Below are 26,519 nucleotides of genomic sequence, written 5' to 3' on the forward strand. Positions count from 1 at the left end.
AACCGGAAAAAGAGTTCTTTGACATATTGAAAGAGAAAAAAAATTACAAGAGAAGACAACAGTATAGAGACAATACGTGTATGTGTTTGAAGTAAGGGAGAGACCCTCGGTCAAGGCCGAACGATCCCGAACCTAGCATACGTGTATATATATCAAAAGCAGCCGCATAGTGGCAAAAGGCTATGCCGGTGAAGAAAGTAAATAAGGGCACACGGGGGATGCCTAGGCTCTCAGAGGCGAAGAAGGACGTGATAAGCTGCGATAAGCTTTGGGGATTGGCAAATGCGACTTGATCCAGAGATTTCCGAATGGGGCAACCTGACTATTTGAAGAATAGTCGTATAAAACGCGAACGCGCTGAACTGAAACATCTAAGTAGGCGTAGGAGAAGAAAATAACAATGATTTCCCAAGTAGTGGCGAGCGAACGGGAAAGAGCCCAAACCGATCATGTTACGGCATGGTCGGGGTTGTAGGACCACGAGATTGTACAGCGCTATGAACTGGAAGCAGGTGGGAAACTGCGCGACAAGGGTGAGAGCCCCGTACAGGTAAAGAATGTTGACATAGTGGTATCCTGAGTACCGCGGGACCGGAGAAATCCTGTGGGAATCCACCAGCACCATCTGGTAAGGCTAAATACTCCTGAGAGACCGATAGTGAACCAGTACCGTGAGGGAAAGGTGAAAAGAACCCCGAACAGGGGAGTGAAAAGAACCTGAAACCGTGTGCTTACAAGCGGTTGGAGCAGACAAGTTCTGTGACAGCGTGCCTTTTGCATAATGAGCCTACGAGTTACTCTTGTCTGGCAAGGTTAAGTCCTTCAGGGACGCAGCCGAAGCGAAAGCGAGTCTTAATAGGGCGCATAGTCAGATGAGGTAGACGCGAAACCTTGTGATCTACCCTTGGGCAGGTTGAAGTTGCAGTAACATGTAATGGAGGACCGAACCGATAAACGTTGAAAAGTTTCCGGATGACCTGAGGGTAGGGGTGAAAGGCCAATCAAACTGGGAAATAGCTCGTACTCCCCGAAATGTTTTTAGGAACAGCGTCGGCGTAGAGTTTGATAGAGGTAGAGCTACCGATTGGGTGCGGGGGAGTCAAATCCTACCAAATCCAGACGAACTCCGAATGCTATCAAATATAGCCGGCAGTGAGGCTTTGGGTGCTAAGGTCCAAGGCCGAGAGGGAAAGAACCCAGACCATCAGCTAAGGTCCCCAAATTCGTTCTAAGTTGAACTAACGAGGTCCGGTTGCCCAGACAGCTAGGATGTTGGCTTGGAAGCAGCCATTCATTTAAAGAGTGCGTAACAGCTCACTAGTCGAGCGGCCGGGCGTGGATAATAAACGGGCATCAAGAACGGTACCGAAGCTATGGATTTGCACTTAGGTGCATCTGGTAGGGGAGCATTCCATCGCCGGAGAAGCAGTTTGGCAATGAACTGTGGAGGTTATGGAAAAGCAAATGTAGGCATAAGTAACGATAAGGCGGGTGAGAAACCCGCCCACCGAAAGACCAAGGTTTCCTGATCAACGTTAATCGGATCAGGGTCAGTCGGGACCTAAGGCGCACCCGAAGGGGGCAAGCCGATGGACAACTGGTTAATATTCCAGTACTCTTCATAACTGCGATGTGGTGACGGAGTAGTGACACTGCCGCGAACTGACGGAATAGTTCGTTGAAAGGCGTAGGTATAGGGACGGTAGGCAAATCCGCCGACCCTGCTGAAACCCAATAGTACAGCAAAGCTCCGGTGGCGCTGATAGAGCAGGTAAACAGACTTCCAAGAAAACCCGCTAAGCTTCAGGTTATGAAGACCCGTACCGCAAACCGACACAGGTGGTCGAGGAGAGAATCCTAAGGTGCTCGAGTGAGTCATGGCTAAGGAACTCGGCAAAATGGCCCTGTAACTTCGGGAGAAGGGGCGCTGTCTCAGCGATGAGCAGCCGCAGTGAAAAGGCCCAGGCGACTGTTTAACAAAAACATATGGCTTTGCAAAATCGCAAGATGAAGTATAAGGCCTGACACCTGCCCGGTGCTGGAAGGTTAAGAGGGGATGTCATCGCAAGAGAAGCATTGAATCGAAGCCCCAGTAAACGGCGGCCGTAACTATAACGGTCCTAAGGTAGCGAAATTCCTTGTCGGGTAAGTTCCGACCTGCACGAATGGTGTAACGATCTGGGCGCTGTCTCAGCCATGAGCTCGGTGAAATTGTGGTATCGGTGAAGACGCCGATTACCCGCAACGGGACGGAAAGACCCCATGCACCTTCACTATAGCTTAACATTGAGATTGGGTACAGGATGTGTAGGATAGGCGGGAGATGTTGAAGTGGCTTCGCCAGGAGTCATGGAATCAACCTTGAAATACCGCCCTTTCTGTATTCGGTTTCTAACTCGGTCATGCCGAGGACATTGTTTGGTGGGTAGTTTGACTGGGGTGGTCGCCTCCAAAAAGGTAACGGAGGCTTTCAAAGGTAAGCTCAGTACGCTTGGTAACCGTACGTGGAGTGCAATGGCATAAGCTTGCTTGACTGTGAGACCGACAAGTCGAACAGGGTCGAAAGACGGACATAGTGATCCGGTGGTTCTGTATGGAAGGGCCATCGCTCAAAGGATAAAAGGTACGCTGGGGATAACAGGCTGATCTCCCCCAAGAGCTCATATCGACGGGGAGGTTTGGCACCTCGATGTCGGCTCGTCACATCCTGGGGCTGGAGAAGGTCCCAAGGGTTGGGCTGTTCGCCCATTAAAGTGGCACGCGAGCTGGGTTCAGAACGTCGCGAGACAGTTCGGTCCCTATCTGTTGTGGGCGTTGGAAGTTTGAGTGGATCTGACCTTAGTACGAGAGGACCGGGTTGGACAGACCTCTGGTGAACCTGTTATGCCGCCAGGTGTACGGCAGGGTAGCTACGTCTGGAATAGATAAGCGCTGAAAGCATCTAAGTGCGAAACTAGCCACGAGATGAGACTTCCTTATAGGGTCGTAGAAGATGACTACGTTGATAGGCCATAGGTGTAAAGGTTGAGAGACCAAAGCCAAGTGGTACTAATAGCCCGAAGCTTTCTCAAGCAGACAGACACTGTTGTCTTCCTCTTTAATTTTTGAAACAAACAAGAAACGAACCTCTTTCAATAGCTATGTCAGTTGGCATGAATAAGATGATATGAATATCATAGATCAGCCAATAAAGATTTTTAGGTGCCTATATCGGCGGTGTCTACCTCTTCCCATTCCGAACAGAGCAGTCAAGCCCGCCAGAGCCGATGGTATTGCCGTAACAGGTGGGAGAGTAGGTCGGTGCCTTTTTTTACACGGAAGCCCTTGCTGGAAACAGTCAAGGGCTTCTTTCGTTTAAATACTTCCATGTGAAGCAGCATCTCGCCTGTTCTAGAACTCCCGTATCTAGGTTTTTGTATATTGCTGTAAATATTACTTACTGGCCATATGAGAAATTGTTTGATCATCGTCTGCCTTCTCTTGTTTAATTTGAGATCAGGTATTTGCCAAGACGGACAGGATTACATTTTTGTTTCTTACGAAAACTATCTTCCAACCCCCAAGATAGGTATTGTTGATTTTTATAGGCAGTTAAATGAAAAATGGAAACGTGATAAGAATATGCTTAATGATGAAGGACATGTGGGATTCGAGGTTAGTAAGGATAGCACTGTCAGAGTTGTTTCTAGCAATTTTGGCCATGTAGATAAGACTGAAGAAATGAATCAAAAATTTTCATCCATATCAAAGTGGATACCGGCAAATAAAGATGGTAGATCGACCAATATAGCTCGCCAGTATATCATTAATCTTGGGGAAAGATCTTCTATAGGGGAATTGGGGACATATACAGGGAGTAGGGATACAATGGTCGTCATCGATCCTGGTCATATCCAATTTATTGGCGGTAAATGGTTGAATGCACTGTATTATAAAACACTTGATTATTTTTATACAAATGGCAGACTAAAAAAAATTGAGATATTAGTTTCAAGAAATAGGAATAGGTTTTATAGCTATTTGTCATTTAAAGAATTTGAACAATTTTTCGTATTCTATTACGGTTTACCTACTTATTATGATAATTCCCCCAATTTAGCCATTAAAAGAAATTACTTCGATTTGGAGAAAACAGTTAAGGATAGTTCGTATAAATTATCTTGGGAAGATTTTCGTGATGGCCATATCAGTTTAACATTTGATCCTGAGAAAGTAATGGTCACATATGATTTTTATTGAGTAACTTTGCAGCGCAATGGGTACATTATTGGACAACGGAATTAAACCGTATAATCATTACGGGGCTTATTTAAAGCAAAAGTATAACGGACAGAAAGTGTTTAAAGTGATTGTGGATGGTAATTTTACTTGTCCCAATCGTGATGGTAGTAAGGGTTATGGTGGTTGTACTTACTGTAATGTAGATTCTTTTACACCGGATACTGCCCGGAAAATTCCTTCGATACGGGAGCAGGTGGAATCGGGTATTGAAAGAGCACGTAATAGCTATGGCGCCGAGAAGTTTATTATTTATTTCCAACCAAATACAAATACATATGCGCCGACTCATCTACTGAAAATGATGTATGATGAGGCCTTAAGTATTGATCCTGAAAATACTTTGGGGCTTTCTGTTGGCACACGTCCTGATTGTTTGGATTTTGAAAAGATTGCATTGTTGGAGTCTTATACAGATCGTTACGATGTGGATTTGGAAATGGGTATGGAATCTATCTACAACGATACATTGGAGCAGATCAATAGAGGCTGTTCTCACGACGAATTTGTTCAGGCCATGGATATGCTGAAAGATACCCCTTTGGAGCTTTGTGTGCATACAATCTTTGGCTTCCCATGGGAATCTGAAGAAATGATGTTGAAATATGCAGATGAAATCAACCGGTTTCCACAGATTAAATTTGTGAAGTTGCATCACCTACATATTGTAGAGGGATCTATTATGGGGGTTAAGTTCAAACGTGAGCCCTTTGAACTTTTTTCGATGGAAGGTTACACCGAGTTCTTAGCGAAGTTTATTCCTCGATTGCGTCCTGATCTGATCATTCAACGTATTTTCGGGATTGCAGATAAAGAATTGTTAATTGCCCCGAACTGGGGCTTACCGAAATCAGGTATTCAAACATACATCGATAAGGGATTGGAAGCGCGTCAGGTCGTGCAGGGAAGTCTTTTTTAGTCGCCCCTAATATTTTCTACTCTTTTGATAGATCATTGTATGCTATCGCGTTTAATGAATATATTTCGCCCTATAAAAACAGCAAAGGCTTCTCTAAAGAAGCCTTTGCTGTTTACCTGCAAAAAATAGCGTACGATCACCATCTTTTATTTAGCCTTCAATAATCGTTTTTAGATCGGCTGGAGAATAATTGATAGATTTTAACGTTTTATTGTCGGCTGTTCTGAATACCAGAAATTTGCCATCAACTTCTTTATAATAGGATTCTACACCTTTTAATTTATAGTGCTCCTGTGTAGCGATGGCTTCTGCTTCGTCTTTACATGCCTTGCTCATATTGGAACGTTGAACTTCATCAAAAAGAGCGGAGAATTTATCTTTTAAACCAAATTCTAATACCGCTCCAGCAAGTACATATTGAATGTCACATAGTGCGTCTGCAATCTCTACCAAATCCTTATCCTGGATGGCTTCTTCTAATTCTTTTAATTCCTCAGCGATCAATGATACCCGTAAGGCACATCTTTGTTCAGATGGAATAGTAGGGGTGTCTAGGATTGGATGTTGGAATGTTTTATGGAATTCCGCAACGGATGAAAGTGTTTTCGGATCAGTCATATTCTTTGTTGTTTTATTTGAAAGAGCAAATATAAAAAATAAAGGACGGTTAACTGAATGACCGTCCTTTATTTTTATTTATCTTCTTAAGCGATTAAATCAGGTGCTTTAATTGCACGATTTCACGCTCCTCTAAATATCTCCAACGGCCACGTGGAAGATCTTTTTTCGTTAGGTTTGCATAAACCACGCGGTCCAATTTAACGACTTCATATCCTAGTGACTCAAAAATACGACGTACGATACGATTTTTTCCCGAGTGGATTTGGATGCCAACTTCACGTTTTGATCCACCTTGGACATAGCTCAAGTCATCGGGTTTGATTACACCATCTTCTAATTCGATACCAAAGTTGATTTTGTTAAAATCGCCTTGTGTAAGGCTTTTGTTTAACTCGACATTATAGATTTTGCTGATGCTGTTGCGCGGGTGTGAAAGTTTTTCAGCAAGACTACCATCATTTGTCATTAAAAGTAGCCCCGTTGTGTTTCTGTCAAGACGACCAACAGGATAGATTCTTTCTTTTGTCGCTTTAGAAACTAGTTCCATTACGGTATGACGCTCCTGAGGATCATCTGTAGTCGTGATATAATCTTTTGGTTTGTTTAACAAAACATAAACATTTTTTTCACGTTTTAATCGTTCGTTATTGTAACGGATTTCATCTGTTGCAGGATCTACCTTAGTACCCAATTCTGTAACAGGTTCTCCATTTACCCAAATGACACCAGCAGTGATAAGCTCATCAGCTTTACGTCTTGAACAAATACCAGCATTGGCGATGTAACGATTTAAACGAACTAAGCCGTCATCCTCTGCATCCTCTGCTTTTTTCTTTGGACGTTTAATATATTGTTTATCACCAAAGTTTTTGTTGTCATCAAAATTTCTACTTCTTTCGCCATCAAACTTTCTGTTAGAAGGTCTTGAAGAGTCATTTCTGTCTGAACGTTTGAAGCTATCTTTTTTATCGGAAGAACGTTCTGATCTATCAAAAGATCTTGGAGAATCACTTCTGTCTGAACGTTTGAAATTATCTTTTTTATCGAAAGAACGTTCTGAACGGTCAAAAGATCTTGTGGAATCATTTCTGTCTGTACGTTTGAAGTTATCCTTTTTATCGAAAGAACGCTCTGAACGGTCAAAAGATCTTGTGGAATCATTTCTATCTGTACGTTTGAAGTTATCCTTTTTATCGAAAGAACGCTCTGAACGGTCAAAAGATCTTGAAGAGTCATTTCTATCTGAACGTTTGAAGTTATCTTTTTTGTCAAAAGAACGCTCTGAACGGTCAAAAGATCTTGAAGAGTCATTTCTATCTGAACGTTTGAAACTATCTCTTTTATCAAAAGAACGTTCTGAACGGTCAAAAGATCTTGAAGAGTCATTTCTATCGGAACGTTTGAAGTTATCTTTTTTGTCAAAAGAACGTTCTGATCTATCAAATTTATTGAAGGAATCTTTTTTGTCAAAAGATCTTGAAGAATCATTTTTATCAAATGAACGGCTTCCTCTACCAAAGGATTTTTCTGAATTATCTTTTGAACGAAAGGAATTGTTCTCTCCTCGGAAGGGAGGTTTGTCTGAGAATTTTTTAGATCCGAATGATCTGTTCTCACGATTATCATCTTTTCTGAAAGAGCCTCTTTCAGATTGGTCATTTGACCCATATGATTTTTTTCCGAAACTATTATTATTATCGCCTCTAGATTTGAAGCTATCTGAGTTGCCTCGTGACTTTCTGGAGTTGTCATCACGACTGTTCCTTTTATTGCTGAATGGCATTGTGTTTTGCTAAAATGTGAACCACAAAGTTAGGTATAATTTTGGGTTTTGCGAAAAAATCCTTATCTTTTTGTCTTTTCTTGAATTTACTGCGTTTTTACGCTAAAAAAGCCGCTTTAAATTGTCTGTATTGTAACTATTTGTTTTTTAAATAAATAGTGTTTACCTTTGTACCCTTGAATTTGAACCAAGCTATTTTTTGATCGATTAGAGTCGTGGATAGGATAGCATTAAGGGAGTGAATGATAAGAAAGAAAGTTTTATGTAGTAGTTTGATTTTGTTTGCTTTATTGCTGTCAAAATTATACTCAACCCCACACAACAACGCTTCAAACGGCGATAAGATCGTTGAACCGAAGCTCGTAGTAGTTCCCGCTCATCATGGGGACGAAGAAGAAAAAAAAGAAAAAAGCAATTCGTTTGAATCTTATATGAATTCATTGACATTTGCCGAAGATTCATTACCGATGGATCGTCCGCTTGTGGAAAGTAAATTGCGCAAATTTTTCAATCGATTCTCGTTTAAAAAAACAGGATCATACGATATGCACAAAAAGGCAGAGACCTATTTGCCTATGATTGCAAAGATCCTTAAATCACATGGTATTCCGGAAGATTTTAAGTATATCCCCTTAGTGGAAAGCGGGCTTAGTAAAGCTGTTGTTTCATCTAAGGGAGCTGGTGGTTATTGGCAGTTTATGCCGGCAACAGCGCGATTGTATGGATTGAAAGTCAATAGTACAGTAGATGACCGGAAAGATCTTGTCAAATCTACACATGCTGCTGCCAGATACCTGAAATACCTGTATGCCCAATTTGGAAACTGGACCTTGGTAGCTGCAGCATATAATGTCGGTGATGGTAGTTTAAGAGGTTCTATAAGAAGACAAAAAAAGGACGACTATTTTGCATTGAAATTGAATAATGAAACGGGTTCGTATGTTTACAAACTTGTTTCTATGAAGGAAATTATCGAACATCCGCAAAAGCATGGTTATTCGCGTTATGCAAACAAAGAAAGCGAGACGTTGGATAAAGAACCTAATATGCTATAAAATTGCGCAAAGTACAATAACGATTAAAGTACCATAAAAAAGGCTTTCCAATACTGGAAAGCCTTTTTTATGGTACTGCGTTTAATCAGTGTTATAGCGTCGGTAGATTTTTATCTTAAATCGACGATTTCAAAACCTTTGTAATCATTTTTGTTGAATGCGAATAGATTAGCTGAAAAGCCCTTATTGCCCTCTTGCGAAGCTAATGTATAGGTATAGCGATTACCACTTTTATCAAAAACGGTCGTGTCATAGATCAGGTTGCTTGCCTTATTGATACGTAGCTTTATCTTTGAATAGTTTTTTTTGCTATCGAGCGGACTTAATTCAACGACACTTAGCGTAAGCCCCTTTACCTTTTCAGTATTGGTCAAGGTATATTTAAAACCGCTGGTGTAGAAGCTGAATATGTTTGTTGGATTGATCTCGTTGGTCGAATTGCTTGCTTCTGAGATTTCAACTTCCTTTTCTGTTTTCATGATATTCCACTGTGTCTTGGAATCCGATATCAATACTTGATTTTTGGTATTGACCTGGTACTTGTTGTTACTCTTGTCCAGGTATATTGTTCCAGCGTCAGTATGTGAGCCACCATTAGCTTGTTTAATATCTAATGAGAAGTTGGCCTGTATTGTTTTGTATGCACTGTACTTTTGGCTTACTTTCGTCAGTAATGCTTTAGCAGCGGCATCATTTTGTGCATAACTGTTTTGGCTGTATGCAATAATTAGCAAACCTACCATAAACCACAATTGTTTTTTCATCTTAGTTGTCCTTTCTTAACGTCTCCAAAAATTGTTCTAATGAATACTCATCTGGATAAAGTACCTCGCGGGCCTTACTTCCTTCAAATGGACCTACAATTCCAGCAGCTTCCAATTGATCGATGATTCGTCCTGCTCTGTTATAACCCAATTTTAATTTACGTTGGATTAATGAAGTAGAGCCTTGCTGATGCATGACAATCAATCGGGCAGCTTCTTCGAACAACTGATCGCGGTCTTTGGGATCAAAATCCACACTACCAGAACCATCTCCGTTTTCGTCTACGTATTCCGGAAGCATAAATGCCGAAGGGTAGCCTCGTTGTGCACCGATATAGTCGGAAATTTGTTCAACCTCTGGAGTATCAACAAAAGCACACTGAATACGTATCAAATCACTTCCAGTCGCTAGAAGCATGTCACCTCGACCGATCAACTGATCTGCCCCGCCTGTATCTAGAATGGTCCGTGAATCGACTTTCGATAATACACGGAATGCAAGACGTGCAGGGAAGTTGGCCTTGATTGTACCGGTAATGATATTGACAGAAGGACGTTGGGTTGCAATAACCAAGTGAATCCCTACCGCGCGGGCCAATTGTGCCAATCGTGCAATCGGTGTTTCGACCTCTTTTCCTGCTGTCATCATTAAGTCGGCAAACTCATCAACAATAAGAACGATATATGGTAAGAATCGATGACCCTCCTCAGGGTTTAATCTGCGATTGATAAATTTTGCATTATATTCCTTTAAATTCCGTACCTGCGCATTTTTTAACAAATCATAACGTTGATCCATTTCTATACACAGAGAATTTAAGGTGTTGATTACCTTCTTCGTATCGGTGATAATTGCATCTCCGTCGTCAGGCAATTTTGCGAGGAAGTGGCGCTCTACTTTTTTGAATAGAGAAAGTTCCACCTTCTTAGGGTCAACAAGGACAAATTTTAGTTCGGCCGGATGCTTTTTATACAGTAAGGAGGTCAGAATGGCGTTGATACCTACTGATTTACCTTGTCCGGTAGCCCCTGCAACTAGAAGGTGAGGCATTTTAGCTAAATCGGCAATATAGACTTCATTAGAAATCGTTTTACCTAAAGCAATTGGGAGATCCATGTCTGTTTTCTGAAACTTCTCCGTAGCAAGTACAGATCGCATGGATACCATTTCCGGACTGGAGTTTGGCACCTCAATACCGATCGTTCCCTTTCCTGGCATAGGTGCAATAATACGTATACCCAATGCCGCAAGACTTAAGGCAATGTCATCTTCCAGATTTTTGATTTTTGAAATCCGTACACCTGGTTTTGGTATAATTTCATACAAAGTTACCGTTGGACCTATAGTTGCTTTGATACTTTCGATCTCGATGCTATAGTTTCTTAGTGTATCAACAATCCTGTTTTTGTTCGCTTCGAGTTCCTGTTGATTGATGGTAATTTTACCACCACCATAGTCCTTCAATAAATCCAATGTCGGATGTTGGTAGCCAGAAAGGTCCAATTTTGGGTCATATTGTCCGAATTGGGCCACAAGGTCACTAGCAGTGATTTCTTTTTCCTCTTTGATATCTTCAACCACCAGACCAGGTACTGCATCGGGTTCAATGGCAGCTTCTAGCTCTTGTTGAGGTTCTGCTTCGATTTTCGGTGCTTGATATTCCCGGATTAGCGGTAAGTCTTCCGCTCCAAATTCTTCATTCGGCTGATCAATTGTAAAACTGATTGAAGGCGTATTATCTGTTCGTTCCAGCGGACTGTCGTCGAATGAGAGCACCACTTTGTCTTTCGGATCAATTTGTACTTCAGGTACGGGGTGATGTGTAAAGGCAGGGCGCTGAAGTTCTTCCTGTAAATCTTTTTCACGAGCAGATTGAAATCGCTCATTGATTGATGTTGGCCGTTGAATAGATTCCCGTACAGATTGGATGGAATCATCTTCAATATGAATTTTGTTTCTTAGATTGTGTGGAGCGTATTCATCCTCATCCTCTTCGTCCAAATCTTCGGAGAATGACTTGGATTTTCTGTTACTGAATAGGACAAATTTAAAATCGAGGTTGTAAAGTAAGATTAATGTTGTCAGGTAGGCAAAAGCCAATATACAGCCTACGCCGACAATGCCAACTTGTGCTTCCAGTAATTTATTAGTCCAAAAACCAAATTTCCCCTCAAGCATATGCGGTGTATCGGCCATAAATCCATGGAGGAAGCCTAATGTTACCGAGATAAAAACGATTGCAACAAAAGAATAGACTACAGTACGGTATAATGGAAGCAATGATTTCTTGAACAACAAGCGATATCCTAAAATGAATAATACCGGGATAAAAAGAAAAGATGCGACGCCAAACCATTCGTACATGAATTGGTTGGCAAGTAATGCGCCAAATTTCCCTAGTTTATTATCGACAACGGGTAGATCAACAGCTTCATCATGAATTTCTTCTGTAGATCTGAATAATGTCGACCATCCGCCATTGGTTTTTGCGATATAACTTTGATCGTCTTCCCAAGTGAATAGGTAGGAGACGAAAGCTGTAGCAAATGCCAATGAAAGCAAGATCAATAAAATCCCTAATATCTTGACAGCCTTCTGCTGTGCATCGGAATAATCTCTTGGTACACTGTTTTTTTGACTTTTTTCTTTTTTAAATGTTGTTGATTCCTTTTGAGGGGCACGTTTGCCGGAAACCGAATTCCCTGTCTGCCTAAATGTATTTCCTTTGTTTGACATTGAAAAGCTCACAATTATACTGCTTACAAACTTAGTTATTTTGATAGTATTTTAAAGATGCTGATGGCCTATTATTTTAAGTTTGTCGTTTTTTATGAATGAATAAATTTAGATGTAGCTAAAAAGCTTGATAGCTATAATGACTAGCAAATACTATGCCCTGCAAATAGGTTTGATCAAAGAATGTGCATATCTATACAGATTGCTGTTTTGGTGTATTCTTTGGAGTTGCTGTAAAATATGTAGTTTTACGAATAAAAATAACAGATAGGATGAACAAGTTTGAAATACGAAAAGCTACATTGGCTGATAAAGGACGGATTTGGGAAATTATACAACAAGCAATTGCCCTCAGGAAAGAACAAGGGAGCCGACAATGGCAAGATGGTTATCCGAATGAAGATGTTGTGCAGTCGGATATTGATAAGGGCTACGGGCATGTCGTTGAAGTGGAGCATAGGATTGTAGGTTATGTTGCTATTATTTTTGATGTCGAACCTGCTTATAATGATATTGACGGAAAATGGTTAAGTGATGGTCCTTATGTCGGTATACACCGATTGGCTTCGGCGCAGGATCCGCATATGAAAGGTGTGGGAACGGGAATCATGTCTGGGGTGGAGAAGATCGCGGTTGATCATGGGGTTTATAGTATTAAGGTGGATACTAATTTTGACAATGGAGGAATGTTGCATGTGTTCGAAAAGCTGGGGTATCAATATTGTGGGGAGGTACATTTTAGAGGAGCATCGCGTAAGGCATTTGAAAAACTATTAAAATAACCGGACCGAATTTTTTAGCGGTGCAAGAATAGCTTTGGATTGCATAAAAAAGTCCCTTTTGATTAAATCAAAAGGGACTTTTTTATACTTATGGATTATTAAATCAGGATATTGCTGATCATTAATCTACGATAATCAGGTAGTAATTCTTTTTACCGCGTTGTGCAACAATATATTTATTGTTTACAAGGTGATTTTCCGTAACTGACTCTTCTATATCAGTTGCTTTTTCTCGGTTGATAGAAACTCCGCCGCCCTGAAGCATTTTGCGGGCTTCACCTTTGGAAGGGAATACTTGTGTCTGAACAGCCAGTAAATCAAGAATATTGATGCCTGCTGCAAGGTCTGCTTTAGCGACCTGAAACTGAGGGATGCCTTCAAATACCTCTAAAACAGCCTCGTGGTCTAAGTTGTTCAAAAATTCTAAAGAACCATTACCAAAAAGAAATTCAGAAGTTTTGATCGCAGTTTCGTATGCTTCTTCGGAGTGGGTACGAATGGTGATATCTTTTGCCAGTGCTTTTTGAACTAAACGTAAGTGTGGCGCTGCATCATGTTCTGCAATAATAGACTTTATTTCGTTCTGAGGTTTGAGCGTGAAAATTTTGATCCAGTTTTTAGCATCATCATCTGACGTATTCAACCAAAATTGGTAATATTTATACGGAGAGGTTTTCTTTGGATCTAACCATACGGCACCAGATTCGGTTTTTCCAAATTTCTGACCATCGGCTTTTTTGATTAATTGCGTGGTGATTGCATAGGCCGTTCCCTGATCTTGGCGACGAATCATTTCACTTCCTGTTACAATGTTACCCCATTGGTCGGACCCACCCATTTGAACTTTACAGTTATGGTGCTTCCAAAGGTAGTAGAAGTCATATCCTTGAATCAATTGATAGGTAAACTCTGTAAATGAAAGACCATTGTCGCCTTCCAGACGTTTTTTTACCGAATCTTTTGACATCATATAGTTAACGGTAATCATTTTACCGATATCACGAATAAAATCCAAAAATTTAAAATCTTTGAACCAGTCGTAATTATTAACCATTTGGGCGTCATTTTCACCTTCTCCAAATTCAAGAAATTTGCCTAACTGTTTTTTCAGACAAGCTACATTATGCTGTAAGGTAGCTTCGTCCAGCAAGTTACGCTCTGCAGATTTGAAAGAAGGGTCTCCGATCATTCCTGTCGCTCCTCCAACCAGGGCAACTGGTTTGTGGCCTGCATTTTGGAAGTGAATCAAAGTCATGATCTGCGTCAAGTGTCCTACGTGTAGAGAGTCGCCTGTGGGATCAAAGCCGATATAACCAGCGACTTTTTCTTTATTCAGTAAGTCTTCAGTGCCTGGCATAATATCTTGCAACATGCCTCTCCAACGTAATTCTTCTACAAAGCTCATTGTTAAATGGATTTAATTTTTTAATTTACAAGATGCAAAGATAGGAGATTAAGCGTATATTGAGCGAATAATTCCATATAAAAGCACACGCTAATAAGCTGGTATGAATTTTTTATCACATTTCTATTTTGAGCGGTTTGCAACCAATCCCGAGCGTATTGTGGGTGGATTGTTACCCGATCTATTAAAAAATGCTGATAAATCCTTTATGCTAAAACCACGTCAGTATGAAGATGAGCTTTTGGACAACCCTTTACTCGAGCAATTGTATATAGGTTGGAACCGTCATATCGAGGTAGATCGACTGTTTCACAATTCACCTTATTTTTTTCGTCATACACATCAACTGAAACTAAAAATACAGTCTAGTTTAGCGGGGCTGCCTATCCGGCCCTCCTTTATGGCCCATATCGCGTTGGAGCTATTGCTGGATCATATCCTAACACAAAATAAAGCGGTCTCCATCGATAAATTCTACGCTGCACTAATGCATGTCAATGAAGACGCTGTTCGGAAGTTTTTGAAAATTAATCAACTGAATGATATTCCTAAGTTTGAAAAGTTCTATCATCAGTTCATTGAGTGGGAGTATATTTATGACTATGCACAGGTGGAAAAAATTGCAGGTGCACTTTTTAATATTTGTAAGCGATTGTGGCAATTTGAAGTTTCAGTGGAGCAAAGACAGCTTCTGACAGAACAGCTGATTTCCTATTTATATACGCAGATGACCGATTATCAGGAAATTTACCAGTATATTCAATATGAGCTGGTGGACTTTAATTAGTCTATCAGAAAATACCAATAGTATAAGACCTTGAAAATATTTATTTTCGCATAATTTTAAGTATCAAAAACTAAATTTACATGTCACATAGACTTTTTCGGAAGAAAAGTGTTGATCAGATTCTGCATGACTCTCAAAAAGAGGGTGGAACGGGCCTTGCAAAGGTATTGGGGGTAACAGATCTGGTTTCGTTGGGTATCGCCGCTATTGTAGGGGCCGGAATCTTTAGCACAATTGGATTGGCGAGTTATGAAGGTGGGCCAGCAGTCTCACTTCTCTTCGTTTTTACGGCTTTTGCCTGTGTTTTTACAGCATTGGCCTATGCTCAATTTGCCAGTACAGTTCCTGTTTCAGGGTCGGCGTATACGTATGCTTATGTAGCCTTTGGTGAGTTGTTTGCATGGATTATAGGTTGGGCATTGGTCTTAGAGTATGCTGTTTCCAATACGGTTATTGCCATTTCCTGGTCGCAGTATTTTGTTTCCATGTTGGAGGGCTTTGGTCTGCATATACCGGCTTGGTTATCCATGGCACCAGGCTACGCTTATGATGCTGTAGACAAGATGAACCAACATGGCGCGGCTGCCCTTACCGCAATCGACCAACATGGTCTGGATGCTTTTAATAGTGCTCCACGAATTGGAGGTCTACCTATTATTTTCGATTTACCAGCCGGTGTTATTACATTTTTGGTCACTTGGTTGGTTTACATCGGAATCAAAGAGTCCCAGAAAGCCAGTATGGTCATGGTGATGATTAAGGTAGCTATTATCCTGGCTGTAATTTTTGGAGGTATATTTTTCATTAAACCAGAAAATTGGACCCCTTTTGCACCGAATGGTCTCAAAGGCGTACTCGGAAGTGTGGCCGCAGTTTTCTTCGCGTTTATTGGATTCGATTCAATTTCGACGACTGCTGAGGAATGTAAAAATCCGCAGCGCGATCTGCCTAAGGCAATGATCTATTGTTTGTTGATTTGTACTGTACTATATGTTGCCATTACTTTGGTATTGACAGGTATGGTAAACTATACAGAATTAAATGTAAAAGATCCACTTGCTTTTGTTTTTAAATATGTAGGCTTTGACCATATGGCCGGAATTATATCGGTGACCTCTGTGATTGCCATTACCAGTGCCTTGCTGGTGTATCAATTGGCTCAACCAAGAATTTGGATGACTATGAGTCGGGACGGTTTGTTGTGGAAAAAATTCGCGACGATCCACCCAAAATATAAAACACCTTCTTTTGCGACTATTATAACGGGTTTGGTGGTTGCTATCCCTTCGTTATTTTTTAAAATGGACTTCTTTGTGGATCTAACGAGCGTGGGTACCTTTTTTGCCTTCATCCTTGTTTGTGCAGGTGTATTGTATATGGATTATTCGGGCTTATCTGCAAAATCCAAATTTAAAGTTCCTTACATCAACGGTAAATATTTAGTTGGTGCGGGACTACTGATCGCTATTGTGTTCATTTTTATCTATGGGCAAGAGACGATACAAGAGTGGAAATCGCTTTCCATCCTTGAAATTATAGAACATAAAATGTTGGTCATTATATTTTGGTTAACCTGGCTTGGATTGAGTATTTATAGCTTTAAAATGAACTTTTCGCTATTGCCTGTCGTTGGTATCCTGATCAATCTGTATTTGATGACGGAATTAGGGGCAAGTAACTGGATAATATTTGTGATCTGGCTCGTAATTGGATTGGCTGTATATTTTATGTATGGCTATAAACATTCAAAGTTAAATAAACAGGCGCAAGTATAGTATACGAGAAGCGTCGTACAATAATGGATCAAAGAAAAGGAGCTATCTGATAAAAGATAGCTCCTTTTCTTTGAATATCAGGGACGTATTAGAATCTCCATAAAAGGATTCGGCTTACCTTATTGCCTTGTTCCATGCGGATCACCTCGGTCTCTTTTACATTTATTTTCTTTAGTTTGTGTTGTAGAAAGCGAATGTCTTCGCGGTGGGCAACTAATGTTGTGAACCATTTTACTTGATCTTTGTGAAATTGACTTTCAAAGATCATGCGTGACAAGAAAGCTTTTTCACCACCATCACACCACAACTCGCTTCCTTGTCCAGAAAATGCTTGTGTTACAGGTTTTTCGTCTATTTTAGCTTCTTTAATGCCTGTGGTCTTACGGATGGACTGCTGTAAAGCCTCGGTTTGAGAGCTAAAAAATGGAGGATTACAGATCACCACATCATATTTCTCACCTGGCAGAATAATATCTTTGAATATGGCTTTCGGGTTATTTTGTAGACGGATTTGTATGCTCTTTTTTAAGCTCATATTTGTCCGCGTTATCTCGATTGCATTTTTGTATGCGCTCTTGATAATTTCAGATCCTACAAAGCTCCATCCATACTCCTGATGCCCGATAATGGGGTAGATACAATTTGCACCAACACCGATATCGAGTATATGGATATTTCCACCTTTTGGAATCTCACCATTATTATCCCTTGCAAGCACGTCTGCGATATAATGAATATAATCTGCTCGGCCCGGAATAGGGGGGCAAAGATTCTCTTTGGGAATATCCCAGTGTTGAATGTGGTAATATTTTTTTAGAAGCGCCTTGTTTAACGTTTTAACAGCATCGGGATTGTTAAAATCGATGGATTTTACTTTATAAGCATTTTCTATAACAAAATCTTTGAGCGAAGGTTCGACTTTGCTCAATTCTTCAAAATTGTAGTTATCGAGATGTCTATTTCTAGGGTGTAATTTCTTTTTTGGATTAGCGTCTGCCATGATGTATTATTTGCAACAAAAGTAATGCAATTCTATTGAATAAAAAAGGTGATGCTTGAGCATCACCTTGAGGAGTATTAATCTTTCCGTATGAGATGGACCTCTGAAGTCTGTGGAAAATTGAGTGGAACCCGCTCAATTGTAACAAAGCTGGAATCTAAACCGAAACCTTTTTCTTCGGACAGACTCATTTTTTTGAGGTAACCATAGATGTCCATAATTACCTTTTCTATCCATGTCATTTGGTTGGTTTTGGAGAGTACTTTTTCCAAAACAACAAACTTAAAGTCACCTGGAATATTGTGTTTACGTAAGGTGTCGTATTGACTGGTAATATCAATTTCACCTTTTTTTACCATTTCCTCAACTACTTTTCTGAACAGCAGGCTGATGCGCTGTTCTTCTCTAAAGCCAAGTTTAAAATCAACCCGTATTAACTTACCCGGGATAAGCTGATCGATCGAATACTCTTTTGTATGTGGATGATCCATCACATCAACGTGGACTAGCCAATATACATCCGCACGCTTTGGTTTTTTATTAATAATTGAATAAATAATTTTAGCCTCTATCTCGGATTTGAAATTTGCACTTGTCAGATATACCAAATGTGATGCATATGGGGGAACCGATTTGTCCTCACTCAATTCGGAGATAATTGGGTAGTATTTATTGATATTGATGAAATTAACGAAACGATTTTTAATTTTTCGCGCCGTATACCAGCAATACATTGTTCCAAATAACGCAGTTGCAAGCATAAGGGTTAACCAACCACCATGGGCTATTTTGACACCATTTCCTATTAAGAAAGTTAGTTCAATAACAAAATAAGCGACCAAAAATACCGCAATAAGTACACGGTTGACTTTTTTCATGGCGAGGAAATATCCCATTAGGATCGTGGTCATCAATACCGTTAAGTTGATCGCAAGACCATAGGCTGCATCCATTCGGCTTGATTCTTCAAAAACCCAGATGACGATCATACAGCCGACCCATAAAATTAAATTGATGGATGGTACATACAACTGTCCTTTATGCTCGCTGGGGTAGCGGATAGCGACTTTAGGCCATATATTCAAACGTACTGCTTCCGAAATTAGGGTATAAGATCCGGATATCATGGCTTGGCTGGCGATGACCGCCGCAATCGTCGCGATAGCGATACCGTAACCGATAAACCAATCGGGCATGATTGAATAGAACGGATTTTCACCCCCTAGGACACGTCCTTCCTGTGTTAATAACCAGGCTCCTTGTCCGAAATAATTTAGTATAAGTGTGATTTTTACGTAGATCCAGCTGATGCGGATATTGTTTTTACCACAGTGTCCCATATCCGAATACAATGCTTCAGCTCCGGTAGTACATAGAAATACAGCTCCGATCAATAATAGCGAATGTGGATAGGTAATTAAAATATGGAAAGCATAGTAGGGGTTGATCGCTTTCATCACTTCCGGTGCGAGGTGTAGATGGGATAAACCAATAATACCGATGATAGAGAACCAGATGGTCATTAATGGACCGAAAACCTTTCCTACTACAGATGTTCCAAATCGTTGAATAATAAACAATAAGGAGATAATCGTAACTACAATAGGTACTGTAGGTAATCCTGGGAATTTGAGATCCAAACCTTCAATAGCCGAGGATATTGTGATGGCAGGGGTGATCATTCCGTCTGCTAATAAGGTCGCCGCACCAATCATCGCTGGAAAAATTAACCAAGGGGCACGCTTGCGTACCAATGAATAAAGGGATAGGATACCACCTTCACCTTTATTGTCCGCCCGGAGTGTGATCCAAACATACTTTACTGTTGTCTGGAGGGTCAGTGTCCAAAAAACACAGGATAGTCCGCCCAAAACTAAGTCTTTTTGAATGGCTCCTTGTCCCATGATTGCTTTGAAAACATACAATGGAGAAGTTCCGATATCTCCAAAAACGATTCCTAAACTGATCAATAATCCGGCGAAACTCACCTTATTGATACTGTTGTGATGACTGTTGTCTGCCATTTATCAATTATTTTATTTCAAAATATACTGCAAAAATATACTTTTTGCCTGTACTTTAAGTAGGTACATTTCCTGCGCCAAATTTTAGCATTTACTTTGACATGCGCAAGAGCTGTTAAAATTTGTTAAAAGAAACTTATAATGAATCTATTTGGTGAAAAACTTTTAAACAAAATACTAACTTTGTTGTTGATAATTCAAATAGTTAGCGTTATATTTGATTAAACCGTAACCAGTATTTGAAGTCTAATTTAACACTATGGGGAGAAATCTACTTAAAGCAGCTTGTTTAACACTTTTATCCGCACTGACATTGTGCAGCGGGGTGAGTCGGGTGTATGCAAAGTCTCCTTATGACCATACTATTTCGCAACATATTTGGGACGGCAGTGAGGCATTCGGGGAAGACAATAACATCAAGGACACAGAGAAACTTATCAATAATGTGAAGGTTTTCTATAATCCGATTGCGGAACAAATAAATCTTTCTTTCAAATTGGCAAAATCGTCAAGTGTCTCTATTAAAGTAATGGATGCATTGGGCAATGAGATTCTCCAGTTAATGAATGGCAACCTAGACTCAGGAATTCAAAATCTTTCCTTTGAGCATGGAGGAAAATTAACGACAGGGTTTTATTTTGTACGAGTAGTCGCTGGTTCAGAAACTGTGGTGAAAAGATTTTCTGTTCGATAAAGAGGTCTGTTCGATAAGAAGGTAAGATATAATGTAAGTTCATTCGTATACATAAAACAGCAAAGGGAATCATTTGATTCCCTTTGCTGTTTTATGTAAAGCTTCATTTGTTCATTCTAGTCTTGTTGTATTTCTTCGATCCACAGTCCATCATCTTGAATGATCTTGATCAATTCGTCTAAGGCATGTGCGGAACTTACATTTTTCTTAACGATCTGCTGACCTCTATATAGTGTCACCTTATCAGGTCCCGCCCCAACATAACCATAGTCAGCGTCCGCCATTTCTCCAGGGCCATTAACGATACAGCCCATGATACCAATTTTTAAGCCTTTTAAGTGATTGGTGCGGCTTCGGATCATCTGCGTGGTTTCTTGGAGATCAAATAAAGTTCTGCCACAACTTGGGCAGGAAATATATTCTGTCTTGGATATTCTGGATCGTGTTGCTTGTAGAATTCCGAAAGAAAGCGAAGCGATGTTCTCCAATGCTGTTGCCGGAGAGTCAATCCAAATTCCTGAACCCAAACCATCGATTAATAATGCTCCTAGATCTGTAGAGGCGTACAGCTGTATTTTTGAAATAGGTTCTTCGGGATTCATAAAATCACCAATGGGTCCTGAGAAATCTTCTTCCAAATAAGAACGTTTGATAATGACCGGATTATCGATACCGATTTCCTGTAGATTTCGAAAGAACTGTCTTTGATCTGCCATACCGTGCAAATAATCGGTTTCTACTATAAATACGACAGTTTTGTCAAGCTGTAAAGATTCAAACAGTGAGGTTAACAAATCTGAATTACAGATTTTGACCATATTCAGGACTTTATCCTTGTTGTCCGACTTTACGAATTCGTCTAAGGTAAAGAGGGGATGAATATTAGTTTGATCGGTAAGTTTTGACCAGGTGTTATAGTTATATACTTGCTTCAGATTTGCCGGCATAGTAAAGGATGGCAAATTGTCTGCGAGATAGACAAAGTCTACAGACTGCTCACCCATGTGGTATTTATCTAATAGGATATCATAGCGATAGCCAACTTTGGAAAGGATCTGAGCGTCTTTCAGATTTTCCTTAGAAATGTCGACCACAATTCGTGGTACCAAAGAACCACCGATGAAGGTATTTACTTCTTGGCTGGCATAAGGAATATGCGGCGTCTCTGGAGAGAGCTGAACAATCTCTTGTTTGGGTTGACTCTCGATGTTTGCCTTTCTTTTACTATATCTATTGACAAGTGCTATAGCGACTGGAGCTTCCCGTTCAGGCTCTTCGGTTAACGATACACGTACAGTATCACCCAGTCCATCTTCCAAAAGTGTTCCGATACCAACGGCAGATTTTACACGACCATCTTCACCGTCTCCAGCTTCGGTTACACCGAGATGTAGGGGATAGTTCATGTTTTCGGAAACCATTTTTTCGACCAGCAATCGGTAGGCTTTGACCATGACCTGTGGGTTGGATGATTTCATTGAGATACAGAGATTGTAGAAATTCAGATCTTCACACATCCGGATAAACTCCATGGCAGATTCGACCATTCCTTCGGGGGTGTCGCCGTAATGACTCATGATCCTGTCCGACAGTGAGCCGTGGTTGGTACCAATACGCATGGCGGTACCATTTTCTTTGCAGATATTTACGAGCGGAGTGAATTTTTGATAGATGCGCTCTAACTCACGCTTGTATTCAGCATCGGTATAAGATAGCTGATCAAACTTTTTCTTGTCTGCATAGTTACCAGGATTGACTCTTACTTTCTCGACGATACGAGCGGCAACCTCGGCAGCATTTGGTGTAAAATGAATATCAGCAACTAAAGGGACCTTATAGCCTCTTCTGCGAAGTTCACTTTTTATGTTAGCTAAATTTTGTGCTTCTTTAATACTAGGAGCGGTAATACGAACGTATTCGCAGCCCGCCTCAACCATTCGAATGGTCTGCTCAACCGAGCCCATCGTATCCATTGTATCTACTGTAGTCATACTTTGAATACGAATGGGATTATCGCCACCCATGGGAATATCACCGATCTGAATTTCCCTCGTTTTCCATCTCGAATAATCTACCTTGGAATTGCAATAGATTCCAGGTAATGTCAACATATTACTTGTGTCCATATCTAACACAAAGTTAGCTTTTCTTGGCTAAAAATTGGCTGTCAATTAATATCTTCTAATTTTTATTGACGCGATGCCACCGTTGATGTCGAAATCGAATTTTTGAGCAGCCGCGTCGTAATTTGTCGATTTTACTTCGCCTTCATTTTTTAGGAAATCGCCCTCATAATCTGTTGAGGATAATGCATTGTCGCTTGTAATGCGGCAGGCAGCATTTTTTGGGATGGAGATTTCAATAGAGGAGGCTCCGGCATCCATCGAAATTTTAGTTGTTGCTAGGGGCTGTCCTAATTTTAGCTTTAGGCTAGTCGCTCCAGCATCAATATCCAATGTTTCTATCTTGTAGGGTGAAAGATCCAACTTGGCATCAATTGCACCTACATCAAAATTCAGATTCCATAGGATGTTAGGGTTTAAAGCGATAAACGTATTGTTGTTTTTGCTGTTAAAATCCTTGTTTTTGAATTTTCCCTTTAGGTTGATATCTAATTTGTCCGCAGACTCTCCATGTACAGTTATGCCCAGTAAATATTCTTTTGATGTATTGAATGCCGAGAAGATTTCTGTCGTAGTGCTACTATCATTTCTTAATGAAGTGGCCCCCAAATCGAGGTTTAAGGTAGCGCTATGGATTTTATCGTCCAACGGTACATTGAGTTTTTCTGTTGTATAATTTGTTTTGTCGTTAGGGTCGTCGATATTGATGTTGACACCTTTGCTTTTCAATAATTGTGTTAAAATCGGCTCTTTTGGTGTCGACAGCCCTATATAAGTCAAAAAACCTAAAATCACTACGGTAGAACCAATGGCGACAAACTGTCCAATCTGTTGGTCTTTGGGTACCAGCATACGAATTCCAGCAAGGACAATAAACAGCGGCCAGTATCTAAAAATACCTACCCAGTTGAAAGAAATCGTGTTGAGCTGTGATAATAATAAGACAACTCCTATAAAGAGAATGGTGATACCAGTTGTTATTCTTCGTGTATTCATAACTAATTCCGTTTGTTAATATGTCTCAAAAGTAAGTCGCTTTGAGAGATACCGTATGAATGTTTAGGCTATTATACATAAAAAATCGGTAAATGTGACTAATTGATCGGTAAGTAATTTCGTTTTTCGTATACTTTTTGGGTTTTTGCTTGTTTATATATTTGCTGGAATTAATTACCTTTAATGGATTGCTTGGTTTAGTATAGCCGTAAAATTGGCGTAATACATTGAAATTAAATAGATAATATGATCTTTCATCACATTGGTGCATATCTCATACTCCTGAAATCAGTTTTTAAAAGACCGGAGAAAGGTCGAATTTATTGGAAGGAAACCGTATTGGCAATGACCGATATTGGTATAGGATCTTTGGGGCTTATCGTCATTATTTCCACCTTCATTGGAGCTGTTATGACCATGCAAATTGCCTTTCAGATGGTTTCCGACTTGATCCCAAATTCTATTATAGGTTCGATCAACCGGGATTCAAATATTTTGGAATTGGGACCAACGATCTCGGGACTAGTCTTAATGGGAAAAATTGGGTCTTCTATATCTTCACAGATCGGATCCATGCGTGTTACAGAGCAAATTGATGCCTTGGAAATTATGGGGATCAATGCCCCTGGTTATTTGATATTACCCAAAATATTGGCGGGTATTACCATGATTCCGATGTTGGTTATTATTTCCATCGTATGCGCCTTAGTGGGCGGTCTGTTGGGCGGGTCACTTTCGGGTGCTGTGACACAGGCGGATTATATTTTAGGAATTCAAGATGGCTTCAACGGTTTCACGGTGACAGTTGCCCTTGTTAAAGCTGTTGTGTTTGGGTTTATTATTACCTCGATATCAGCTTATAAAGGGTATAATGTAAAGGGAGGAGCTTTGGAAGTTGGGCAAGCTAGCACAGAAGCAGTTGTAGTTGGCTGTATAACTATTCTTGCAGCGGATTATGTGATAACCGCATTAATGCTTTAAAAAGATTTTATGATTCAAATCGAAGATATTAACAAGTCATTTGGAGACAATCACGTTCTGAAGGGTATCAGTGCAAATTTCGAACCTGGAAGAGTGAGTTTGATTATCGGAGGGTCGGGTTCCGGAAAGAGTACTTTATTGAAATGTATTGTGGGCCTGCATCAACCGGAAAAAGGAAAAGTGATTTTTGATGGCAAGGATTTTACTCGGATGAATTTTGAAGAGCGTGTTCCTATTCGAAAAGAAATAGGCATGCTTTTTCAAAATTCAGCGCTGTTTGATTCGATGACGGTCGAACAAAATATCATGTTTTCGTTGGACATGTTTACGGATATGTCCAAAGCGGAGAAATTGGATCGGGCAAATCATTGTCTGGAACAGGTTAATCTGGAGGGAAGAAATAAATTGTTTCCTGCGGAGCTTTCGGGGGGGATGAAGAAGCGGGTTGGAATTGCACGCGCAATTAGTATGAACCCCAAATACCTTTTTTGTGATGAGCCCAATTCGGGATTAGATCCGGAGACTTCGATTGTTATTGATGAATTGGTGCTAAAAATTACACAAGAATTGAAATGTACAACAGTCGTTGTTACACATGATATGAATTCTGTGATGGGAATCGGTGAGTATATTTTGTTTCTCTATAAGGGACAAAAATTCTGGGAAGGTTCCAATAAGGATATGATGCGATCGGATGTGGAAGAATTGAACAACTTTGTTTTTGCAAGCCCATTAATGAAAAGTGCTAAGGCTTCTATGGGGCAATAACACGTGAGAAGAAGGCTTTATTGCGCTTAATTTTATGTGTTTGATCGGCGTTAGCATCGTGCAGATTTCTTTTATATTGAAATTTAGCTTAGTTTTGTCGGAAAATTTTGATTTTGGCAGCAACAAATATACAACTATTGACCCCACAGCATTGGAAGGACTATGAACTCATTGATTGTGGTGATTTTGAAAAACTGGAACGTTTTGGTGATTTAGTTTTAATCAGACCAGAACCTCAGGCTGTATGGCCTAAGGCATTGGGTGATGCAGAGTGGAACAAACGTTATCATATCAAATTCAAAGGTCGTTCGGCTACTTCTGGAGAATGGTTGAAGAAAAATCCAAAGGTCCAAGACCGTTGGCACGTCGAATATAAAAATGAGGATGTGGCCATCAAATTTAGATTGGGCTTGACATCTTTTAAACACGTCGGGATTTTTCCGGAACAGGCTGTAAATTGGGACTATATTTCGGAATCTGTTCGCTCATTTAAGACGGAGAAACCGAAGGTTCTAAATCTTTTTGCATACACTGGTGGAGCATCTTTAATAGCAAAGGCTGCAGGTGCGGATACAACTCACGTCGATTCGATTAAACAGGTTGTTACCTGGGCTAATGAAAATATGGAAATTTCCAATTTGGATAACATTCGTTGGGTGGTTGAAGATGCTTTGAAGTTTGTAAAGCGTGAGCTGAAAAGAGGCAATACGTATAATGGGATTATTTTGGATCCACCGGCATACGGACATGGGCCGAAAGGAGAGAAATGGAAATTGGAAGATCACATTATGGAAATGATGACTGAGGTCGTTCAACTATTGGATCCTAAAGAACATTTCTTGATTTTGAATACGTATTCATTAGGGTTTTCTTCTGTTATTGTTGAAAATTTAATTAAGACGGCTTTTCCAAAAGTGGAAAACTTAGAAATAGGCGAGTTGTTTTTACAAGCAACTGCAGGACCAAAACTTCCACTTGGCGTATTTGGTAAATTCCGCAAAATAGCGAAGTAAGACTTGTCAAAAGA

Annotated in this window: 19 protein-coding genes and 2 rRNA genes; 12 read left to right on the top strand and 9 right to left on the bottom strand. The window is 40.2% G+C overall.

The window, feature by feature from the left end:
• Window positions 1–191: 191 nt before the first annotated feature.
• From HS960_RS23985 to HS960_RS24000, 4 genes are all read left to right on the top strand, one after another.
• Window positions 192–3,071, top strand: a 23S ribosomal RNA gene (locus HS960_RS23985).
• A gap of 126 nt (window positions 3,072–3,197) precedes the next feature.
• Window positions 3,198–3,309 (top strand): 5S ribosomal RNA (gene rrf, locus HS960_RS23990).
• A 180-nt stretch (window positions 3,310–3,489) separates the two neighbouring features.
• Entirely contained in the window at window positions 3,490–4,239 is a 750-nt protein-coding gene (locus HS960_RS23995; protein ID WP_182330769.1) for a hypothetical protein, read from the top strand.
• A gap of 16 nt (window positions 4,240–4,255) precedes the next feature.
• On the top strand, window positions 4,256–5,197 hold the full coding sequence (locus HS960_RS24000; protein WP_120333202.1) for a TIGR01212 family radical SAM protein: 942 nt from the start codon (window positions 4,256–4,258) through the stop codon (window positions 5,195–5,197).
• A gap of 150 nt (window positions 5,198–5,347) precedes the next feature.
• Here HS960_RS24000 and HS960_RS24005 read toward each other — a convergent pair whose 3' ends face one another.
• Window positions 5,348–5,815 (bottom strand): pyrophosphohydrolase domain-containing protein, encoded by a 468-nt coding sequence (locus HS960_RS24005; RefSeq protein ID WP_159731096.1) that lies wholly within the window; start codon window positions 5,813–5,815, stop codon window positions 5,348–5,350.
• A 94-nt stretch (window positions 5,816–5,909) separates the two neighbouring features.
• Complete coding sequence (locus tag HS960_RS24010; protein ID WP_159731098.1) at window positions 5,910–7,601, bottom strand: pseudouridine synthase; 1,692 nt, start codon at window positions 7,599–7,601, stop codon at window positions 5,910–5,912.
• Window positions 7,602–7,843: 242 nt separating this feature from the next.
• Between HS960_RS24010 and HS960_RS24015 the strand changes: the two genes are divergently transcribed.
• Window positions 7,844–8,656, top strand: a complete 813-nt coding sequence (locus HS960_RS24015) for a lytic transglycosylase domain-containing protein (protein WP_153847293.1) — start codon at window positions 7,844–7,846, stop codon at window positions 8,654–8,656.
• A 110-nt stretch (window positions 8,657–8,766) separates the two neighbouring features.
• On the opposite strand, the gene HS960_RS24020 is transcribed toward HS960_RS24015, so the two are convergent.
• Together HS960_RS24020 and HS960_RS24025 are read right to left on the bottom strand one after the other, a co-directional pair.
• A complete protein-coding gene (locus HS960_RS24020; protein ID WP_153847292.1) occupies window positions 8,767–9,420 on the bottom strand; it encodes a LolA family protein in 654 nt (217 codons plus the stop codon).
• Window position 9,421: 1 nt separating this feature from the next.
• Complete coding sequence (locus HS960_RS24025; RefSeq protein ID WP_153847291.1) at window positions 9,422–12,157, bottom strand: FtsK/SpoIIIE family DNA translocase; 2,736 nt, start codon at window positions 12,155–12,157, stop codon at window positions 9,422–9,424.
• A gap of 272 nt (window positions 12,158–12,429) precedes the next feature.
• Here HS960_RS24025 and HS960_RS24030 point away from each other — a divergent pair, with 272 nt between their 5' ends.
• Window positions 12,430–12,939: a GNAT family N-acetyltransferase gene (locus HS960_RS24030; protein WP_120333207.1), complete on the top strand. Its 510-nt coding sequence runs from the start codon at window positions 12,430–12,432 to the stop codon at window positions 12,937–12,939.
• A gap of 121 nt (window positions 12,940–13,060) precedes the next feature.
• On the opposite strand, the gene tyrS is transcribed toward HS960_RS24030, so the two are convergent.
• Window positions 13,061–14,344: a tyrosine--tRNA ligase gene (gene tyrS, locus HS960_RS24035; protein ID WP_182330770.1), complete on the bottom strand. Its 1,284-nt coding sequence runs from the start codon at window positions 14,342–14,344 to the stop codon at window positions 13,061–13,063.
• 103 nt (window positions 14,345–14,447) lie between these two features.
• Between tyrS and HS960_RS24040 the strand changes: the two genes are divergently transcribed.
• Window positions 14,448–15,131 (top strand): ACP phosphodiesterase, encoded by a 684-nt coding sequence (locus tag HS960_RS24040; RefSeq protein WP_153847289.1) that lies wholly within the window; start codon window positions 14,448–14,450, stop codon window positions 15,129–15,131.
• 80 nt (window positions 15,132–15,211) lie between these two features.
• The gene (locus tag HS960_RS24045; RefSeq protein WP_153847288.1) at window positions 15,212–16,906 is read left to right on the top strand and encodes an amino acid permease; all 1,695 of its coding nucleotides are present in this window, start codon (window positions 15,212–15,214) and stop codon (window positions 16,904–16,906) included.
• An 88-nt stretch (window positions 16,907–16,994) separates the two neighbouring features.
• On the opposite strand, the gene rlmF is transcribed toward HS960_RS24045, so the two are convergent.
• Both rlmF and HS960_RS24055 read right to left on the bottom strand, forming a co-directional pair.
• A complete protein-coding gene (gene rlmF, locus HS960_RS24050; RefSeq protein ID WP_153847287.1) occupies window positions 16,995–17,906 on the bottom strand; it encodes a 23S rRNA (adenine(1618)-N(6))-methyltransferase RlmF in 912 nt (303 codons plus the stop codon).
• Window positions 17,907–17,983: 77 nt separating this feature from the next.
• On the bottom strand, window positions 17,984–19,930 hold the full coding sequence (locus tag HS960_RS24055) for a KUP/HAK/KT family potassium transporter (RefSeq protein WP_153847286.1): 1,947 nt from the start codon (window positions 19,928–19,930) through the stop codon (window positions 17,984–17,986).
• Between the two features lie 259 nt (window positions 19,931–20,189).
• Between HS960_RS24055 and HS960_RS24060 the strand changes: the two genes are divergently transcribed.
• Window positions 20,190–20,624, top strand: a complete 435-nt coding sequence (locus HS960_RS24060; RefSeq protein ID WP_153847285.1) for a T9SS type A sorting domain-containing protein — start codon at window positions 20,190–20,192, stop codon at window positions 20,622–20,624.
• Between the two features lie 116 nt (window positions 20,625–20,740).
• Here HS960_RS24060 and ispG read toward each other — a convergent pair whose 3' ends face one another.
• Both ispG and HS960_RS24070 read right to left on the bottom strand, forming a co-directional pair.
• Entirely contained in the window at window positions 20,741–22,750 is a 2,010-nt protein-coding gene (gene ispG, locus HS960_RS24065; protein ID WP_182330771.1) for a (E)-4-hydroxy-3-methylbut-2-enyl-diphosphate synthase, read from the bottom strand.
• 45 nt (window positions 22,751–22,795) lie between these two features.
• A complete protein-coding gene (locus HS960_RS24070; protein ID WP_182330772.1) occupies window positions 22,796–23,743 on the bottom strand; it encodes a LiaI-LiaF-like domain-containing protein in 948 nt (315 codons plus the stop codon).
• 246 nt (window positions 23,744–23,989) lie between these two features.
• On the opposite strand from HS960_RS24070, the gene HS960_RS24075 reads away from it, so the two are divergent.
• From HS960_RS24075 to HS960_RS24085, 3 genes are all read left to right on the top strand, one after another.
• The gene (locus HS960_RS24075) at window positions 23,990–24,724 is read left to right on the top strand and encodes an MlaE family ABC transporter permease (protein ID WP_046671950.1); all 735 of its coding nucleotides are present in this window, start codon (window positions 23,990–23,992) and stop codon (window positions 24,722–24,724) included.
• Window positions 24,725–24,733: 9 nt separating this feature from the next.
• Complete coding sequence (locus HS960_RS24080; RefSeq protein WP_088162946.1) at window positions 24,734–25,492, top strand: ABC transporter ATP-binding protein; 759 nt, start codon at window positions 24,734–24,736, stop codon at window positions 25,490–25,492.
• Window positions 25,493–25,599: 107 nt separating this feature from the next.
• The gene (locus HS960_RS24085; protein WP_153847282.1) at window positions 25,600–26,505 is read left to right on the top strand and encodes a class I SAM-dependent methyltransferase; all 906 of its coding nucleotides are present in this window, start codon (window positions 25,600–25,602) and stop codon (window positions 26,503–26,505) included.
• Window positions 26,506–26,519: the final 14 nt, after the last annotated feature.

The organism is Sphingobacterium paramultivorum, assembly GCF_014109745.1.
In the GTDB taxonomy this organism is placed as follows: Bacteria; Bacteroidota; Bacteroidia; order Sphingobacteriales; family Sphingobacteriaceae; genus Sphingobacterium; species Sphingobacterium paramultivorum.

Bases quoted from the DNA above. Each gene is read 5' to 3' on its own strand.
- HS960_RS24000 (WP_120333202.1), top strand. From the start codon at position 4,256: ATGGGTACATTATTGGACAACGGAATTAAACCGTATAATCATTACGGG.
- HS960_RS24005 (WP_159731096.1), bottom strand. From the start codon at position 5,815: ATGACTGATCCGAAAACACTTTCATCCGTTGCGGAATTCCATAAAACA.
- HS960_RS24010 (WP_159731098.1), bottom strand. From the start codon at position 7,601: ATGCCATTCAGCAATAAAAGGAACAGTCGTGATGACAACTCCAGAAAG.
- HS960_RS24015 (WP_153847293.1), top strand. From the start codon at position 7,844: ATGATAAGAAAGAAAGTTTTATGTAGTAGTTTGATTTTGTTTGCTTTA.
- HS960_RS24020 (WP_153847292.1), bottom strand. From the start codon at position 9,420: ATGAAAAAACAATTGTGGTTTATGGTAGGTTTGCTAATTATTGCATAC.
- HS960_RS24025 (WP_153847291.1), bottom strand. From the start codon at position 12,157: ATGTCAAACAAAGGAAATACATTTAGGCAGACAGGGAATTCGGTTTCC.
- HS960_RS24030 (WP_120333207.1), top strand. From the start codon at position 12,430: ATGAACAAGTTTGAAATACGAAAAGCTACATTGGCTGATAAAGGACGG.
- tyrS (WP_182330770.1), bottom strand. From the start codon at position 14,344: ATGAGCTTTGTAGAAGAATTACGTTGGAGAGGCATGTTGCAAGATATT.
- HS960_RS24040 (WP_153847289.1), top strand. From the start codon at position 14,448: ATGAATTTTTTATCACATTTCTATTTTGAGCGGTTTGCAACCAATCCC.
- HS960_RS24045 (WP_153847288.1), top strand. From the start codon at position 15,212: ATGTCACATAGACTTTTTCGGAAGAAAAGTGTTGATCAGATTCTGCAT.
- rlmF (WP_153847287.1), bottom strand. From the start codon at position 17,906: ATGGCAGACGCTAATCCAAAAAAGAAATTACACCCTAGAAATAGACAT.
- HS960_RS24055 (WP_153847286.1), bottom strand. From the start codon at position 19,930: ATGGCAGACAACAGTCATCACAACAGTATCAATAAGGTGAGTTTCGCC.
- HS960_RS24060 (WP_153847285.1), top strand. From the start codon at position 20,190: ATGGGGAGAAATCTACTTAAAGCAGCTTGTTTAACACTTTTATCCGCA.
- ispG (WP_182330771.1), bottom strand. From the start codon at position 22,750: ATGGACACAAGTAATATGTTGACATTACCTGGAATCTATTGCAATTCC.
- HS960_RS24070 (WP_182330772.1), bottom strand. From the start codon at position 23,743: ATGAATACACGAAGAATAACAACTGGTATCACCATTCTCTTTATAGGA.
- HS960_RS24075 (WP_046671950.1), top strand. From the start codon at position 23,990: ATGATCTTTCATCACATTGGTGCATATCTCATACTCCTGAAATCAGTT.
- HS960_RS24080 (WP_088162946.1), top strand. From the start codon at position 24,734: ATGATTCAAATCGAAGATATTAACAAGTCATTTGGAGACAATCACGTT.